Here is an 18133-nt window from a genome sequence, read left to right on the forward strand (position 1 = left end):
AAAAATTTTTATTTTTTTTTAAAACATCAATAAAATAAAGGGATTGCGAACATAAAAATTTAAAAATGATTTCAATCAATCAAATTCAAACTTACATTTATTGCATTTATACCTGTGTTTTGAATAAATAGGAATCAAAACAAGAAGTAATGAAAGAACAAAAGCTAAAAGTGTTTTTAAATCTTTTATTGAAGTTACCATTTCTATTTCTTCGGCTCCGCAACGCGGGCATTTAATCAATTCATTATTTTCATTTAGAGAATAGGGACTGATTTCTGATAGAATTTTATTTGCTTTTTCAAAATCCTGATTTTTTACAAAAAGCTTGACACCACCTACTGCATTGCTCCAAATAGGGTTTGAGTCTACAGTATTAATGTCTCTTAAATACACATCTACACCTTCTGACTCAAGCTTACTACAAAAAACCTGAGCTTCATAGGAATACTGATAACTTCTAACTAGTTTAAAATCCTCTTCCATAATTAAAATATAAAACCGCTTAATAATTGCAGAACTTGATTAATTTCTTCTTCTGAATTATAACTATGGATACAAAAACGCAAGCGCTCTTGTCCTTCAGGAACTGTAGGCGAAAGTATTGGTTTTACATCATAACCTTTGTCCTGAAGCTGCTGCGCCAATTTTTTTACATTTTCATTCCCCGGCACAATTGCCGATTGTATTGCCGATTTACTTCGAACAAACATTGGTTTTAAACCTAGTAAGTTTTTTTGCTGATTAAAAAAAATGATGTTTTGTCTTAATTTTTCAATCGTTTCTTTTTCAATATTCAATTGCTGATAAGCGGTAAAAACGGTGGAAACAGAATGTGGAGATAATCCTGTTGTATAAATAAAACTTCTGGCAAAGTTTACCAAATAATCTCTAAGATCTATACTGCCCAAAACTGCGGCACCATGACAGCCTAAACCTTTTCCGAAAGTCATAATTCGAGCAAAGATTCGATTATGCAATTTCAAATACTGTGTTAAACCTTCACCTTTTTCGCCAAAAACACCCAAAGTGTGTGCTTCATCGACTACTAAATAACAATTATACTTTTCCGATAATTCTACCAATTCTTCTAGATTTGGACTGTCGCCATCCATAGAAAAAACCGTTTCGGTAACGATATAAATATTCGTATCGGGGAATTTCAAGATCAATCGTTCGAGATCTTCAAAATCATTATGATTGAATTTATACGATTTAGCATTCGACATAAGGATTCCGTCTCTAATAGAAGCATGACTTAATTCATCATATAAAATAATATCATTTCGCTGCGGTACAGCGCTAAAAAAACCAACATTGGCATCGTAACCCGAATTAAAAATTAAAGCCGATTCAGCTTCATGAAACTGCGCAATAAAAGCTTCCGTAATTTGATATAAGGAATGATTTCCAGAAATTAATCTTGAACCCGTTGCACCGTTCTGAATAATCTCATTTTCGATTAAATAATGGTGTGATATTTTAAAAATCAGTTCTGATTTTGAAAAACCGATATAATCATTTGACGAAAAATCGACAAGATTATTAAAACTTGGCAATTGTCGTAACGAATTATTCAGCCTTCTATTTTCAAGCTTTTGAACTAGATTTTTAGGTAATTTCATAAAAGCAAAGTTATAAAAATTGAAGTCGGTTTTAAATAATCAGCGGGTTTGATACTGATTAAAGTTTATAATTTAAATTTCAAACAATTGTTAATTGTTTTTTTGTCTAATTTTAAACTACGAACTAACTACCACTAATTTAATTATTTATTAAAAAGAAAAAAATGAAAACCATTTGCAAAAACTGTGAAACACCCAATTATCCTGACTTTAATTATTGCCCTAATTGCAGTCAGAAAATCCATTTACATCGCATAAATCCACACGAAATTTTTCACGAAGCCGTTCATTATTTTACACATGCCGACAAAGGTATTTTTCAACTCGTTAGAGATCTCACATTAAAAAGCGGCGTTGTAGCTAAGGAATATATAAATGGCAAAAGAAAAAAGTACTTCGCACCGCTTAATTTTTTTTGCTGGTAGCAGCGGTCTTTGTTTTCATATCCAATATCCCAAAAGAAACATCTGCTATCAATATCTCACAGGAAAATACAGAGCTGAGCGCTATTTCTGATCCTATCCAAAAGGAAAAACCATACATCTTTACGAACGAAAAGAAAAAATGGTTCATTTCATGAAAAAATATTCCAACTTAATGGCAATGATGGCTTTACCTCTTACAGCATTCTTTTTCTGGTTGTTTTATAAAAAAGAAAACTACAACTATACAGAGCATTTGGTTGCTGGAATGTATATGTTAGGCTTTTGCATATTAGTCAATACGCTTTTAATTTTGCCTATTTCTTTATTATTTCATCTATCGTCTAATTATCAAGCTTTGCTATTCCTGCTCTTTCAGCTCTTTTACTTTACGCTTTTTTATTACAGGTTTTTAAATAAAAGCACCAAACTTCAATTAGTAAAAGCCTTTTCTACAAGTGCTTTCGGAATTATCTCTTGGGGGATTATCTCAGGTCTTACTGTTAACGCCTATGTTTCTACTGGTTTTTGGGGAATATTATAATAACCATTGAGTGTAATTCAAAAAAAAATCTAACACATAGAAACATAGATTTTATATCTAAAAAAGGAGACAAAAAGAAACACTTTTCTTCCACATAGTGAAGCTATGTATTAAAAAGAAGTAAAACGCCTAATTTTCAACTGCAAAAGCTATGTTTCTATGTGTTGAAAATAATTACAGCCAACGGGTTATAATAATATGAAATCATCAATCTAAACAAAAACAAAAAAGCCAAACATTTCTGTTTGGCTTTTTCTTTATTCAAAAATTGTCTTTAGTCAACTAAAACAATTACTTTATTGTCTTTCATCTCGATAGTACCAGACGTAATCTCTAATGTATAAGTCTGATCGTTTACCTTTGTGAATTTACCTACTACTTCTTTAGAAAAGTTAAAACTTGGCGCTGCAATTTTTACAGTTCCTTTTTCTAAAATAGAAACAATAGGAGCGTGATTATTCAATATTTGAAAGCTTCCATCAACTCCTGGTACAGTAACTGCTGTTACTTCTCCCGAAAATAATTTTGCTTCTGGTGATACTATTTCTAAAATCATCTTTTTTTTAGTTAATAGTTGATGGTTGATGGTTGATGGTTGCTCTCTAACAACTAACAACTAACAACTGACAACCAATTATGCTTCAGCTAACATTTTTTCTCCAGCTTCGATTGCATCTTGAATAGAACCTTTCAAGTTGAAAGCAGCTTCTGGAAGGTGATCTAACTCACCATCGATAATCATGTTGAATCCTTTGATAGTATCTTTAATATCTACTAATACTCCAGGAATACCTGTAAATTGCTCTGCTACGTGGAACGGCTGAGACAAGAAACGTTGTACACGACGTGCTCTTGATACAGAAAGTTTATCTTCTTCAGATAACTCTTCCATACCTAAAATCGCGATAATATCTTGAAGTTGTTTGTACTTTTGAAGAATCTCTTTTACTCTTTGTGCACAGTCGTAGTGCTCGTTTCCTAAAATTTGAGGAGTTAAAATTCTTGAAGTAGAATCTAACGGGTCAACCGCTGGATAAATACCAAGCTCAGCAATTTTACGAGACAATACTGTTGTAGCATCTAAGTGGGCGAAAGTTGTAGCCGGCGCCGGGTCAGTTAAGTCATCCGCAGGAACGTAAACCGCTTGTACAGATGTAATAGATCCTTTGTTTGTAGATGTAATACGCTCTTGCATAGCACCCATCTCTGTTGCCAAAGTTGGTTGGTAACCTACTGCAGATGGCATACGTCCTAAAAGTGCCGATACCTCAGAACCTGCTTGAGTAAAACGGAAGATATTATCAACGAAAAATAATACATCTTTACCTTGATCAGATCCAGCTCCATCACGGAAATACTCAGCGATAGATAATCCTGAAAGTGCCACACGTGCACGAGCTCCAGGTGGCTCATTCATTTGTCCGAAAACGAAAGTAGCTTTAGACTCTCTCATTCCTGGCATATCTACTTTAGATAAATCCCATCCTCCATTTTCCATAGAGTGCATGAAATCATCACCGTATTTAATAATTCCTGACTCTAACATCTCACGAAGTAAGTCATTTCCTTCACGTGTTCTTTCACCTACTCCTGCGAATACTGAAAGTCCACCGTGACCTTTTGCAATATTGTTAATCAACTCCTGAATCAATACTGTTTTACCAACACCAGCACCACCAAACAATCCAATTTTACCTCCTTTTGCGTAAGGCTCGATCAAATCGATTACTTTGATACCTGTGAATAAAACTTCAGATGAAGTTGATAAATCTTCAAATTTAGGTGCTTGTCTGTGAATAGACAAACCGTTTTCTCCTGTTTTTGGCAAGTTTCCTAAACCATCAATTGCATCTCCAATTACATTGAATAATCTTCCATATACGTCTGGACCGATTGGCATTTGGATTGGATTCCCAGTTCCAACTACTTCATATCCTCTGCTTAAACCGTCTGTTGAGTCCATAGAAATGGTACGAACAGTGTTTTCACCGATGTGAGATTGTACTTCTAGAACTAACAATGTTCCGTCTTTTTTAGTGATTTCTAGTGAATCATAAATTTTTGGAAGTTCAACATCCTTACCGTTGAAAACTACGTCAACTACTGGTCCAATGATTTGAGCAACTTTTCCTATTACTTTTGACATTACTTATGTGTTTATTAAATAGCTATTTAGGTTTATCGAAAATACCTCTTTTTTCAGAGCGCAAAGATAATTTTTTAAAATATAAAATCAATTTTTTTTTCATAAAAAATAGCATGATTTTGTTTGATTCTAAAAATGAGAGCTTCAAACTCCCATTTTAAGCATTTTTTACACTAACAAAAAAAGCCGCTGCTTTTAAAAAACAAACGGCTTTTTAATTAAAAAAAATGGTTTTATGGCAATACAGCAGGATATAAAACTGGATAATTACCCACATTTACACCTTTTAAATTTGATCCGTATTTAGCATTAATTGCTTCAATGAATTTATTTGCTATAAATGCATACCCTCTTGGCGAAGGATGAACCCCATCTAAAGAAAAAGTCCCTCCAGTTACAAATGTCGATGCCATTGTAAAACTATTGGCAGAAATTCCGCCTTGATCAATTTGTTTCATAATTGCATTTGCATCTACAAAAGCAAGACCTTTAGATTCTGCAATAGATTTTATAGTTGCATTAAACGCATTTGTCGCCACTTCAAGTTCTGCAACTTCAGTTGGTATCAAAACATATTTATCTTGCAAAGGATATGTAATTCCAAAATTATTCAAAGGAGCCGGCGGAGCCATTCCTATTCCTGAATTTTCAGCTGTAGGCGCTGTTCCAATAGCCGATTGCGTAGTTAAAAGAACTAAATCAGTCTTTGTAGCTTGACGAGCCTGACCAAAAACATTACCATAAAAAACTGCAGTCTGAGCTCCAAGTGTAGGCGTAAAAGCCGCTGTTAATTGCGCAGATAAGTTTGGAAGCGATTCGTCTTTTATCAATAATGGATTTGCCGCAGTTGTTGACAGCAAATTAATTCTTGATCCCGCTCCAAAAGCTGTCAAAGCTTGTTTTAACGGACCATATAATTGTGTATTTAATGCTGAAATAAGCGCAAGGCCTTGAGCAGCATTCCCTTTACCTATAGCAGAAGCCGTTAAAGGATTATAAGGAACAGTCTTAAAAAACGGAATTGATGTTACGTATGGAATATTTGCCACAACTCCTTTTGCTCCTCCCGAAGTCAAAGTAGTTACTAAAGCCGCGTATGTTCCATCAAAACCAACACCCGCAGCTCCAGAAGCTGGCGTAATTGGGTTCGTACCATCTCCTCCAGTGGTTGCATAACCCAAAACATCATTATTACCAATCCATAAAGAAAAGAATGTTGGCGTTTGGCTCATTGCGTAAGCAAGAACAGAAGTTGTTCCATTTGGAGCAAATCGCACATAATAAGGATTTGCCGTTCCGTTTGCTAAACCAGCCGCCGCTCCATAAGTTGGAGACAGCAAATGAAAACTTTTAGCACCAGGAACACCTGTATTATTATAAGGACCTGCAGCTGCAACCGCAGGATTCATCACTTCTGTTGTTGGAGTTCCGCTTACAGGATCAACTGTCGAACTAGGATGAGTTGGAGAAACTGTAGTATTAAAATAAAGTCTCGGACCAAATGCTATATTAGGCTGTCCTCCAAAAAGCAAACCACCAATATTATCATTAGTATAAGGAATTTTAAATTCTCCTCCTCCAACAAGTTTAAATTGCTGCGCCATTATATTGGTATACGCTCCTTCTTGTCCCTTTTTAAAAAGAGCACCATCACTAAAACCAGACGTTAAGGAATTTCCTAATGCAACATATTTAGAGAAATTAGCAGAACCAGATGTTAGAGGCAATCCGTCTGACGAATCAACAACAGTTACTGCATCGTCATCACTATTACAAGCCATAAAGGTCAAAGAAACCAATAAAAGCCATTTGAAATTTTTTATCATAATTTTTATATTTTAAAATTACCTGTTTCTAAGTCACATCTTCAGAAACATAAATAACGTATTTGACCTATAGTTAATAATCGATTTATGGATTAATAGTCCATGATACAAAATATTGCTGCCCGATTAATCCAGCTCCAATTACTTGATAATACTCTTTACCGCCAATATTAGCAGCTCCAAGTTTCACAACAGATTTCAACTTTGGAATTCCGTAATTTATCTGCGCATCTATTACTGTAGCAGATTTAATTGTACCATCGGCGAAGCCTGATTGCCACTCATATTCACTATTCCATCTTCCGCTGACATTAAACCCAAAATTCTCGAACAATTTATCATTCCCAACAGACAATTTAATTCTATGTTTTGGAGTATTAAATCCTGCTTCAAAACTTGGATCTTTTGCTTGATCAAAATCAAACTGAGCATAATTATAGTTCAACCCTAATTCAAAATTTGAAATTATTTTTTTAGTAAGTCCAACTCCAAATCCTAACGAATGTATCTCTACATCTGAATTTGTATACAATTGATACACTCTATACTCTCCATTTTGAATCGCTCTTACTGATTGAACCCCTGGATCTGTAACTCCTGCCGCAAGATTTGGATTGTCTTGAGCCGTTCCGTAATAAGGAGAAATTACATTTAAATTACCAATAAAGTTGTTGTATATATTATAGTAACCATTAATATCTATTGACATCCCTTCAAAAACAGAACGATATCCTAACTCAAAAGCTTTTACTTCTTCAGGCTTAACAAGATTAGCTCTTGTTTTTGTTAACAATGCTGCCGCTGCAATAGGATTACTTCCTGCCATAGCTGAAAAAGCACTAACAGAACTTGCCAAATACGAATTATAATAAGCATCATTACCACTCATAACTTTAGTTGGGCCTCCGTTATACACCTGTCCTTCTGCACTTAAATTAAAAGTTTCATTAAATCTTGTTAAGTTATCTGGCGCAGACCCAACCAATACCGCACTTCCAATATTAAATCCGATATATTGATCTTGAGTTGATGGGTTTCTGAAACCTGTTTGAAACGAAGCTCTAATATTATGATTTTTTCTCTCTCCTCCTGAATACACTAAAGATAAACGCGGTGAATAATTACCGTCAAAGTTTTTAGATTTATCATAACGTAGAGAACCAGTAAACTTCAATCTATCTTCTAAAAATTTCTTCATCAACTGAGCATAAGCTCCGTACTCGTTATAATTAATCGGTCCATTTGCATCTGTATAAATTCTGCCATGAGAATTAAGCTCATAAGCTCTAAACGAACCTCCTACTTGAATTTCGGCAAATTTTATCAAATCTCTAAAGTTATAATTTGCATCAGAATGATAAATTTTGGAATTATCTACCAATTTCGAACCCGTACGAACATCTGGATCAGCTATAACCTGATTAAAAGCATTTTTAAACTCTGTTGTACCTGGCATAAAACGACCTGTATCAGCCGTAGCCCTTCCAGCAGCATGCGCTTGTTGCGGCGTCATACCAGCTAACGTTCCTTGAATATAGGCTCCAGCGTATTGACCAAACCAAGTATTATCATCTTTCCATTTTCTATTTACATTAAGACCTGTAAAAATCATATCATAAGAATGCCCTCCATCTTCAGATGTTGTATAACCTCTCACAAAAAAATTCTTTCCTTTAACTTCTAATTTATGCTGCTGCATAAAAAAATCATTCAAGTAATATCTATTTCCTCCTTGATAAACTGCATTACCAGTACCAAATTTACTTTGCCAGATAATTTCCAATCTCTCATCTCCAAAAGGTCTTCCGTGAAAAGAGAAATCAACTTTTGTATTTCCTGCCTTATTATTAGTCAAATCAACTTCATTATACCCAGTTCTACTTACATTTGAATCTGGCAAAAGATTAGATGCTCCTGCAGGAATCAAACCCATTGCTTCTAATTTTTTACCTACTCCTTTAATATTTGTCGCAGCCTCGTCACCATAAACATTAATACCATCATAACTCGGATTAGTTCTATCAATGCCCGCTCTAGTTTTATCATCATAATTTGTTGCATACCAATCTGTAGCTTCCATATAGGTAAAGTTAGCTTTGGCCGCGAAATATTTATTAAAAGCATGTGCGAATCGAATACCAAAATCATAATACCCATTTGTACCCGCAGCCTCTTGTGAAGTCACACCATATTTAAAATAAGTTGAAATACCTTGATAAGTAAATGGACTTTTACTATTCATAAACAAAATCCCATTAAAAGCATTTGCCCCATACAAAGCAGAAGATGCTCCCGGCAGAAGTTCAACACTCTGCACATCAATTTCCGAAACCCCAATCATGTTTCCTAACACAAAATTCAACAACGGAGACGAGTTATCCATACCATCTACTAATTGCATAAAACGTGTATTAGCAACTGAAGCAAATCCTCTAGTATTAATCGACTTAAAAGTCATACTACTCGTATTCATCTGCACCTCTTTTAAATTTTCCAATCCATCATAAAATGACGGTGAAGCCGTTTTTTTAATATCCTGAATACCCATTCTTTCAATAGTAACAGGAGACTCAAAAACACGTTCAGGTGTTCTAGACGCAGAAACAACTATTTCATCAAGTTTAGTTTCTTCATCTTTTAAGATTACATTTACTTTTTGATTTACTGATGTAACACTAATAATTTTTGTTTCAAATCCTACCGCAGAAACCTTTATAGAAAAAGGCAGTTTAGCTTTAGTAGTTAATTTAAACGATCCGTCAAAATCAGTAGACGCACCACTGTTTTCTCCAGCAACAACAACATTAGCACCAGGAATAGATTGTTTGTTACCATCTGTAACCGAACCTGTTATTGTATTCTGCGCAAAAGATATTCCGCTGAACAATAACATAATTAGCAAGTAGACTCTCATTGGGTTAGTTTTTTTGTTAGTATGTAGCCAAAATACATAAATATTTTAATATGCATAAAAAACGTTAAAAAAATTAATATTTATACACGTATTTATGCAATATTTTAACTATTTGCTAATTCAATTTATTAAAATAAAACAAAGAAAACCTAAAGAAAAACTAATTTACTATGCATACATATTAATTTTCATCAAAAAATTGAAAAATTCACAAAAATACATAGACTCAAAAAAAAATCTGACAATAAAAAAAAGCGAGACCTAAATCTCGCTTTTTTAACATATTTAACATATTTAATATTTTAAAATATCTTTATTCTACTGTAACAGATTTTGCTAAGTTACGTGGTTGATCAACATTACAACCTCTCATAACTGCAATATAGTAAGATAACAATTGTAAAGGTATCGTAGTAATAAGCGGCGACAATGCATCTGAAGTTTCTGGAATTTCGATTACATAATCTGCTAATTCACGAACTTGTGTATCACCTTTAGTTACAACAGCAATAATTTTACCGCTTCGAGATTTAATCTCTTGAATGTTACTTACAATTTTATCGTAGTGACCTTGCTTTGGAGCAATTACAATAACCGGCATATGCTCATCGATTAAAGCAATTGGACCGTGTTTCATTTCGGCTGCAGGATAACCTTCAGCATGAATATAAGAGATCTCTTTAAGCTTTAATGCTCCTTCTAGCGCTACTGGAAAATTATATCCTCTTCCTAAGTAAAGACAGTTTGGCGCATCTTTAAAAGCCGCAGCAATTTCTTTAGCACGATCATTAGTCTCTAAAGCTTCGCTTACCTTTTCAGGAATTAATTCTAATTCTTGTAAATAAGCATGAAAATCAGGATTCGACAAAGTTCCCTTTGCTTTTCCTAACTTCAAAGCAATCATCGTTAAAACCGTGATTTGAGTTGTAAATGCTTTTGTAGAAGCTACTCCAATTTCTGGTCCCGCATGCGTATAAGCCCCTGCGTGGCTTTCTCTTGAAATAGAAGAACCTACAACATTACAAACTCCAAATACAAAAGCTCCGTTTTCCTTAGCCAGCTTAATAGCCGCCATAGTATCTGCTGTTTCACCTGATTGAGAGATCGCAATTACTACATCATCTTTATTGATAATTGGGTTTCTGTATCTAAATTCAGAAGCATATTCTACCTCTACTGGAATTCTTGTAAATTCCTCAAAAATATACTCTGCCACTAAACCTGCGTGCCATGAAGTTCCACATGCAACAATCAAAATACGTTTTGCATTTAGGAATTTCTCTAAATTATCCTCAACACCAGCCATTTGAACGATTCCTTCATTTGCATGAAGTCTTCCTCTGTACGTATCTTTAATTACACTTGGCTGCTCGTAGATTTCTTTAAGCATGAAATGATCGTAACCGCCTTTTTCAATTTGCTCCAAGTTCATTTGAAGCTCTTGAATATAAGGGTCTACTAAAGAATCATCTTTAATTTTTCTGATTTTTAGAGGCTTGTGCAATCTAATATTTGCCATTTCACCATCTTCTAAATATACTGCATTTGAAGTATACTCAATAAACGGAGAAGCATCAGAAGCGATAAAGTATTCTCCTTCACCCACTCCAATTGCCAATGGACTTCCTAGTCTTGCTGCCACAATTTCATTTGGATTCTTTTTATCAAATACTGCTATAGCATAAGCCCCAACAACCTGATTTAAAGCCACCTGAACCGCTTTCCCAAGCTTTATATTCTCATTTTTCTGAACTTCCTCAATTAAGTTAACTAAAACTTCTGTATCAGTATCAGACTTAAAAGTATAACCTCTTTTAATCAGCTCTTCTTTTAGAGGAGCATAATTCTCAATAATACCGTTATGAATGATTACTAAATCGCCAGAATTTGAAGCATGAGGATGCGAGTTCACATCATTTGGAACACCGTGAGTTGCCCAACGCGTGTGTCCAATTCCAATATTCCCATTGATTGTAAAACCTTCTTTTGCTTTAGCTTCAAGATCTGAAACCTTACCTTTTGTTTTACAAATTTTAACTCCTGCCTTGTCATCGTATAACATAACGCCGGCGCTATCATATCCTCTGTACTCAAGACGCTTTAATCCTTTTATAACAATAGGATAAGCCTCTCTATGACCGATATACCCAACAATTCCACACATATATATTTATTAATTTGGTTTCGTGTAGTAAACCTCAAGCCTCAATCTTTTATCCTCTGGTACTGAAGATTTCCCTCCATATAAAATAGTCCCAAGCGGATTCATAACTGACGCTCTTGGCGCTTGAGAGATATTCTCATTCTTATTCTTTAAAAAATTCGAAGTCGAAATCGCTATACTCTCCGTTACAACCAATCCTAAATCAACATTTTTGGCTGTTTTATCTTTTATAAGATTACGGATATGTTCTGTAATTCTAATTTTATAATTTTTTCCTCGTTTATTATCATCAAGGTTAATCATACCTCCATAAATATACTTAGCTGTTTTAGGATCTGATAATACAAGATTTCCACTTCCATCAACAAGGTAATCTACAACTGGAACATTATTAGTTAAATCATACAAATAAACTCTTTTGGGCTCTCTAGTCCCTGTCATTTTATCTGCATCGATATTAAACACCAAATTAGCTTCGTTTACTTTCCAGTTTTTAGCTCTGATGTCTTCTAGTTTTGCGACAAAATCATTAAGCTTAATAATAGCAAGAGAACCTTGACCACCTTTCACATAAAGCCTTTCATCTCCTTCAGTTTTATTTATGTTTGCCGTTGTAATAGCATTCTGATAATTAGCAGACTTTACATCTTGAAGCAAATTGGCATTTGCACTAGAATTTGCAGGATTTACAATTGTCATTGTAATTGTTTTGTCTTCTTTCTCTGTATCAGCATCTGTTGTACTTGCCGTTTTGGCTTTATAAGTAATTACAATTTTTCCTCCTGAGAAATCCAACAAAGCCATATTACCAGGACTTCCATCTGCTTTTTCAACACTAAAGTACAAACCTCTAAAATACTCCTGAAACAAATCTGGAGCAGAAAGCTTTGAAGCCGGAGCATTCAATATTTTTTGCTGAAAATAAGCGGTATTTAAATCCAAACGCATTTCTGGCGGAGTATAAGTTGTTGTTTCTTTTCCTGCCGCATCTGTCGTCTTATCCACATATTCTGCTGAACTAAAAAAGAATTGATCATTCTGTAGCACATTGCTTGAATTATTTAAACGAGCCCCCACTTTATACTGATTAAAAACATTGTTTTCATCTGTATAATAAAACTGCGGCAACGAAACTCCATTGCTCACATATGAACTACGCATTTGAACACCAGATTCATAAACACTTAACTTAAGTTTTCCTTCTGCCGGCCCATAAATAGAATCTAAAGTATAAGTATGAGTTCCATCACTATTAGTCGTTTTCAGCTTCTTAAAATAAGGTATACTTAATCTCACACTTGTAATTACAGGCTCTTCACCAATAATCAATGGATACGTAGTGCTTAAATCTACCTGTGTAGCAAAATTAGCAGTCGTTGTTCCAAAAACAGGATTATCGTAAATACCTAATGCATTAACCGCTAAAACATTTGACTGTATAGGTGTAACCTCCTGATTAAAAGCTACAACATCATATTTTTCAGACTCAAGTCCAAAATGATCGTCACCAATTAAATCATCTCCAATTGCATTAAAATCTTTATCGCACGAATATAAAAGAACAACCGTAAGAGCTAAAAGTATTTTCTTAATAAAAGAAGTATTGTACATGTTTAATAATAAAGTTAAAATTTAAAGTCCCATTTCTTTATAGAAATTTGTATACGCTTCAGCGAATGCATCTTTCGTGGCGAAAGGTAAAAAAGGTTTTCCTGAAGATTCTATAAATTTTGTTAAACTTGGAGAAACGTTTTCTGAAGCAATAATTACAGCATCAGAATGCAATATACTAGCTTTTAAGATGTTCTCATAGTTAGGAACTTCTAGATCTGATACAGATTCATGCGGAACTCCGTCAAATTTTACTTTGTTAATCATCTCCATATCTAGATTCTCATCAAAAGACTGACCATAAACTGATGTTACAATTTTTGTTTCAGAGAATAAAGCTTCATTTTTATAATAGTGCTTCATATAGATTGGCAGCATAGATGCCAGCCAGCCATGTACATGAATAATATCAGGAACCCAGTTTAATTTTTTTACTGTTTCAACAACACCTTTAGCAAAAAATATGGCTCTTTCGTCATTATCAGGATACAAAACACCTTCTTCATCAGCAAAAGTTGCTTTGCGTTTAAAGTATTCATCATTATCGATAAAGTAAACCTGAATTCTCTCTTTAGGAATTGAAGCCACCTTAATAATCAATGGCATATCTAAATCATTCACTACCAAATTCATCCCTGAAAGCCTAATTACTTCGTGTAATTGATGTCTTCTCTCGTTGATATTTCCATATCTTGGCATGAAAATTCTTATCTGACCTCCTTGATCGTTAATCATTTTCGGAACGTCATAAGACATTAAAGAAACTTCATTTTCAGCCAAATAAGGCACGACTTCAGATGATACATATAATATCCTCTTATCTTTCATAAATAGTATTTTACTTAATTTTTGGTAATAAAAACGTTGCAAAATTACAAAAATTTATGCAGTTATTAACTAATATATTATGTTTGCACTAAATTTTAATAATACCGCCATGCATATTTTCTACGGCAAAGTAGCTCTGATAGCTTATTTAAAAACTATCAAAACCGCAAATTCAACTATCGGATTTGTACCAACAATGGGAGCTTTGCACCAAGGGCATCTGGCTTTAATGCAGCGATCGCTCAAAGAAAACGACGACACTGTTGTAAGCATTTTCGTAAATCCAACCCAATTTAACAATCCTGAAGATCTCGAAAAATACCCTCGAACTCTTGAAGAAGATGTAAAAAAAATGCGAGGATTAAGCGATAAAATAATTTTATACGCTCCTTCTGTAGATGATATTTATGAAGGACAAACTATTTCGCAGTCATTTGACTTTGACGGATTAGAAAATCAAATGGAAGGCAAGTTTAGACCTGGACATTTTAACGGAGTTGGAACTATTGTAAAACGTTTGTTTGAAATCGTCACTCCAACTAACGCTTATTTTGGAGAAAAAGATTTTCAGCAGCTGCAAATTGTTAAAAAACTAGTCGAAAAAAATGACTTACCTGTAAATGTTATAGGCTGTCCAATTTTTAGAGAAGATAATCTGCTTGCCATGAGTTCTAGAAATGAACGACTGACTGCAGACGAAAGAAAAGAAGCGTCAATAATTTACAAAGTTCTTACTGAAGCTAAAGAAATCTTTCAAAACGGTACTCCTGAAGAAACCATCAAATTTGTTGAAGAATCTTTTAAAGACAACAAAAGATTCGAACTCGAATATTTTGTCATTGCTGACGAATCTACATTATTATCAATCGATCATAAAATTAACGATAAAAAATACCGTGCGTTTATAGCAGTATTTGTTAATTCTATAAGGTTAATAGACACCATTTCATTTAATTAAATTACCTTTGCAACATGCAAATTCAAGTTATAAAATCAAAAATTCATCGAGTTAAAGTAACTGGAGCCGATTTAAATTACATTGGCAGTATTACTATTGATGAAACATTACTAGAAGCTTCAAACATCATTGAAGGCGAAAAAGTAGCTATCGTTAACATTAATAACGGAGAACGTTTTGAAACTTATGCCATTAAAGGAGAAAAAAATTCAGGCGAAATTACGCTGAATGGTCCTGCAGCTAGAAAAGTTCAAAAAGATGACATTATCATCATTATTTCATATGCAACCCTAGAATTTGAAGAAGCAAAAACCTTCAAACCATGGATTATTTTCCCTAATGAAAATGACAATTCATTAACCTAGGTTTCAACCTCAAATTATATCTTATTTTGCTATTTGTCAAAAATTTATTTTGCACAAATAGGACTACTTTTGCCTAAACCCAAACAAACGCAAAAGCACAAATACTATTGCTTTTTTTAAAATCCCAAATAAATAAAAGAGCAAATAAAAGTATTATATTGCCATTCTATTTTCAATACTTTTTAATTCACTGAAATGCCACAAATCATGAAAAAAGTTTACCTACTAATTGCATTTATTTCCATTTCTGTTTTTTCGCAGAAAAAATTCGACAACATTCAATCCCAAAAACTCGGAGAAGAAAGAAGGATAACAATTGGACTTCCGGCTTCATATGAAGCTAAGCCAGACAAAAAATATCCAGTTTTATATCTTTTAGACGGCGATTATTTGTTTGACCCTTTTTCTGGAGCCGTAAGTTATGGTACTTATTGGGATGATATTCCAGAAATGATCATAATCGGGATTCATCAAAACAAAGATGAGGAACGTTACGACGACACAACAATTGATCAAAACGAGGGACTACCTTTTGAAAAAGGAGCAAAGTTTTTTGAATTTATAGGAGCAGAATTAGTTCCTTATATTGAAAAAAAATACAGAACCTCGCCTTTTAGAATTATTGCTGGACATGATGTAACGGCGAGTTTTGCCAATTTTTATTTATATAAAGAAAACCCGCTTTTCAGTGCGTATATTTGTCTAAGTCCAGAATTGGCTCCAAAAATGGAAGTACGTATTGCCGAAAAGTTTGCCAAAATACAAAAACCAATATTCTATTATCTTTCTGCGGGAGAAGGAGACATAAAAAAAATTAAAGAACCGATAGAAAAATTAGACAACAATATTAAAATCGCAAATAATCCGTTAGTAAATTATAAATACGAATTATTTAAAAACGCAACTCATTATACTGAAGTTTTACATTCGATTCCGAGTGCGTTATATCAGATTTTTGAAGTTTACAGACCAATAAATTCTGCAGAATACGCAAACAAAATCGCTGTACTTGAAACAGGTTATGCTGATTATTTAGAAAAAAAATACAATACAATGTCAGAAGTTTTAGGCGTTCAGATTCCAGTTCGAATGAGCGACTTTAAAGTGATTGAAAATGTAATCTTGAAAAAGAACGCATACGACGAACTAGGAAAAATGGCCGAAATAGGAAATGTAAATTATCCAAAAGCAATGCTGGGAGAATACGAACTAGGCTTAATGTATGAAAAAATGGGCGATGCAAAACATGCCTCAAAAAAATATCAAAACGCTTCTCAAATGGAACCTATCGGCGATTTGAACAAGGATTTAATGTATGAGAAGATGGACGAAATGAACGCACTTACTAAAAAAAGTAAATAATGTCAAAAGTTAAAACTTCCTTTTTCTGCCAAAATTGCGGCACCCAATATTCAAAATGGCAAGGCCAATGCAATGCGTGCAAAGAATGGAATACTATTGCTGAAGAAATTATTCAGAAGCAGGAAAAAGTGGCTTGGAAAAGCGAACCAACTTCATCAGGCAAAGCGCCGAGACCTTTAAAAATAAACGAAATCGACTCGGCTCAGGAAATTCGCATGAACACTACTGACGGCGAATTAAATCGTGTTTTGGGCGGTGGAATCGTTCCTGGCTCTTTAACTCTTTTGGGTGGCGAACCAGGAATAGGAAAAAGTACACTTTTACTTCAAATCTCACTAAAATTACCTTATAAAACTTTATATGTTTCTGGAGAAGAAAGTCAGAAACAAATAAAAATGCGCGCCGAAAGGATAACGCCAAACAGCGATAACTGTTATATCCTTACAGAAACAAAAACGCAGAATATCTTTAAACAAATCGAAGCAATTCAGCCCGAAATTGTAATCATCGATTCGATTCAGACTTTACATACTGATTATATTGAATCAACGGCGGGAAGTATTTCTCAAATTAGAGAAACCACTGCAGAATTAATCAAATTTGCTAAAGAAACCAATACTCCAGTTATTTTAATAGGACATATTACAAAGGACGGAAATATTGCAGGACCAAAAATTCTGGAGCATATGGTGGATACTGTTCTTCAATTTGAAGGCGACAGAAACCACGTTTACCGAATTTTGCGTTCGCTTAAAAACCGTTTTGGCTCGACGGCCGAATTGGGAATTTATGAAATGCTTGGTAGCGGTTTACGAGAAGTAAGCAATCCGTCAGAAATATTGATTTCGCACAAAGACGAAGAATTATCAGGAACTGCGATTGCCACAACACTCGAAGGCATGCGTCCGCTTATGATCGAAATTCAATCACTTGTAAGCACAGCAGTTTATGGAACTCCGCAAAGAAGCACAACAGGATACAATGCTAAAAGATTAAACATGATTTTGGCGGTTTTAGAAAAAAGAGCAGGATTTCGTTTGGGCGCAAAAGACGTTTTCTTAAATGTAACGGGCGGAATTTCTGTTGATGACCCCGCAATTGATCTTGCTGTTGTTGCTGCGATTTTATCTTCAAACGAAGACATTCCAGTTGGAAAAGGTTTTTGTTTTGCCGGCGAAGTAGGACTTTCTGGAGAAATTCGCCCTGTAAATCGTGTTGATCAGCGTATTCAGGAAGCCGAAAAACTAGGTTTTGATACTATTTTTGTTTCTAAATACAATAAAATCACTTTAAAAAACACTGGAATTAAAATTGAACTTGTTGCTAAAATTGAAGATGTTGCCAGTATTCTTTTCGGGTAATTTTTTTCGC

At 34.2% G+C, this 18133-nt stretch carries 15 protein-coding genes; 6 read left to right on the forward strand and 9 right to left on the reverse strand.

The genetic code is table 11. The annotated features are described in order from the left end of the window. Positions 1-75: 75 nt before the first annotated feature. The gene (locus BOW55_RS08055) at positions 76-483 is read right to left on the reverse strand and encodes a DUF2007 domain-containing protein (protein ID WP_129023701.1); all 408 of its coding nucleotides are present in this window, start codon (positions 481-483) and stop codon (positions 76-78) included. Positions 484-485: 2 nt separating this feature from the next. After that, entirely contained in the window at positions 486-1622 is a 1137-nt protein-coding gene (locus BOW55_RS08060; protein ID WP_129023702.1) for a pyridoxal phosphate-dependent aminotransferase family protein, read from the reverse strand. A gap of 164 nt (positions 1623-1786) precedes the next feature. On the opposite strand from BOW55_RS08060, the gene BOW55_RS21660 reads away from it, so the two are divergent. Then, the gene (locus BOW55_RS21660) at positions 1787-2047 is read left to right on the forward strand and encodes a DUF3667 domain-containing protein (protein ID WP_129023703.1); all 261 of its coding nucleotides are present in this window, start codon (positions 1787-1789) and stop codon (positions 2045-2047) included. Positions 2048-2198: 151 nt separating this feature from the next. After that, a complete protein-coding gene (locus BOW55_RS08070; protein ID WP_129023704.1) occupies positions 2199-2588 on the forward strand; it encodes a hypothetical protein in 390 nt (129 codons plus the stop codon). A gap of 274 nt (positions 2589-2862) precedes the next feature. Here BOW55_RS08070 and BOW55_RS08075 read toward each other — a convergent pair whose 3' ends face one another. From BOW55_RS08075 to BOW55_RS08105, 7 genes are all read right to left on the reverse strand, one after another. Beyond that, positions 2863-3144, reverse strand: coding sequence for a F0F1 ATP synthase subunit epsilon (locus tag BOW55_RS08075; RefSeq protein ID WP_129023705.1), 282 nt, complete (start codon positions 3142-3144; stop codon positions 2863-2865). A gap of 78 nt (positions 3145-3222) precedes the next feature. Next, positions 3223-4734 carry a F0F1 ATP synthase subunit beta gene (gene atpD / locus BOW55_RS08080; protein ID WP_089053364.1) on the reverse strand — a complete coding sequence of 504 codons (1512 nt, stop codon included), beginning with the start codon at positions 4732-4734 and terminating at the stop codon, positions 3223-3225. 233 nt (positions 4735-4967) lie between these two features. Then, entirely contained in the window at positions 4968-6560 is a 1593-nt protein-coding gene (locus tag BOW55_RS08085; RefSeq protein ID WP_129023706.1) for a G-D-S-L family lipolytic protein, read from the reverse strand. 85 nt (positions 6561-6645) lie between these two features. Continuing rightward, the gene (locus BOW55_RS08090; protein ID WP_129023707.1) at positions 6646-9474 is read right to left on the reverse strand and encodes a TonB-dependent receptor domain-containing protein; all 2829 of its coding nucleotides are present in this window, start codon (positions 9472-9474) and stop codon (positions 6646-6648) included. Positions 9475-9787: 313 nt separating this feature from the next. Next, entirely contained in the window at positions 9788-11638 is a 1851-nt protein-coding gene (gene glmS, locus BOW55_RS08095; protein ID WP_129023708.1) for a glutamine--fructose-6-phosphate transaminase (isomerizing), read from the reverse strand. Positions 11639-11647: 9 nt separating this feature from the next. Continuing rightward, positions 11648-13249: a DUF4270 domain-containing protein gene (locus BOW55_RS08100; RefSeq protein ID WP_129023709.1), complete on the reverse strand. Its 1602-nt coding sequence runs from the start codon at positions 13247-13249 to the stop codon at positions 11648-11650. A 21-nt stretch (positions 13250-13270) separates the two neighbouring features. Continuing rightward, entirely contained in the window at positions 13271-14077 is an 807-nt protein-coding gene (locus BOW55_RS08105; RefSeq protein WP_089053369.1) for a glycogen/starch synthase, read from the reverse strand. Positions 14078-14156: 79 nt separating this feature from the next. On the opposite strand from BOW55_RS08105, the gene panC reads away from it, so the two are divergent. From panC to radA, 4 genes are all read left to right on the forward strand, one after another. Continuing rightward, positions 14157-15035: a pantoate--beta-alanine ligase gene (gene panC / locus BOW55_RS08110; protein WP_129023710.1), complete on the forward strand. Its 879-nt coding sequence runs from the start codon at positions 14157-14159 to the stop codon at positions 15033-15035. A gap of 14 nt (positions 15036-15049) precedes the next feature. Further along, the gene (gene panD, locus BOW55_RS08115; protein ID WP_017495920.1) at positions 15050-15400 is read left to right on the forward strand and encodes an aspartate 1-decarboxylase; all 351 of its coding nucleotides are present in this window, start codon (positions 15050-15052) and stop codon (positions 15398-15400) included. 207 nt (positions 15401-15607) lie between these two features. Continuing rightward, positions 15608-16762, forward strand: coding sequence for an alpha/beta hydrolase (locus BOW55_RS08120; RefSeq protein ID WP_129023711.1), 1155 nt, complete (start codon positions 15608-15610; stop codon positions 16760-16762). After that, positions 16762-18123, forward strand: coding sequence for a DNA repair protein RadA (radA, locus tag BOW55_RS08125; protein ID WP_129023712.1), 1362 nt, complete (start codon positions 16762-16764; stop codon positions 18121-18123). Before BOW55_RS08120 ends, radA begins: the two co-directional genes overlap by 1 nt. The last annotated feature ends 10 nt before the right edge of the window (positions 18124-18133 follow it).

The organism is Flavobacterium sp. YO12, from assembly GCF_004119495.1.
In the GTDB taxonomy this organism is placed as follows: Bacteria; Bacteroidota; Bacteroidia; order Flavobacteriales; family Flavobacteriaceae; genus Flavobacterium.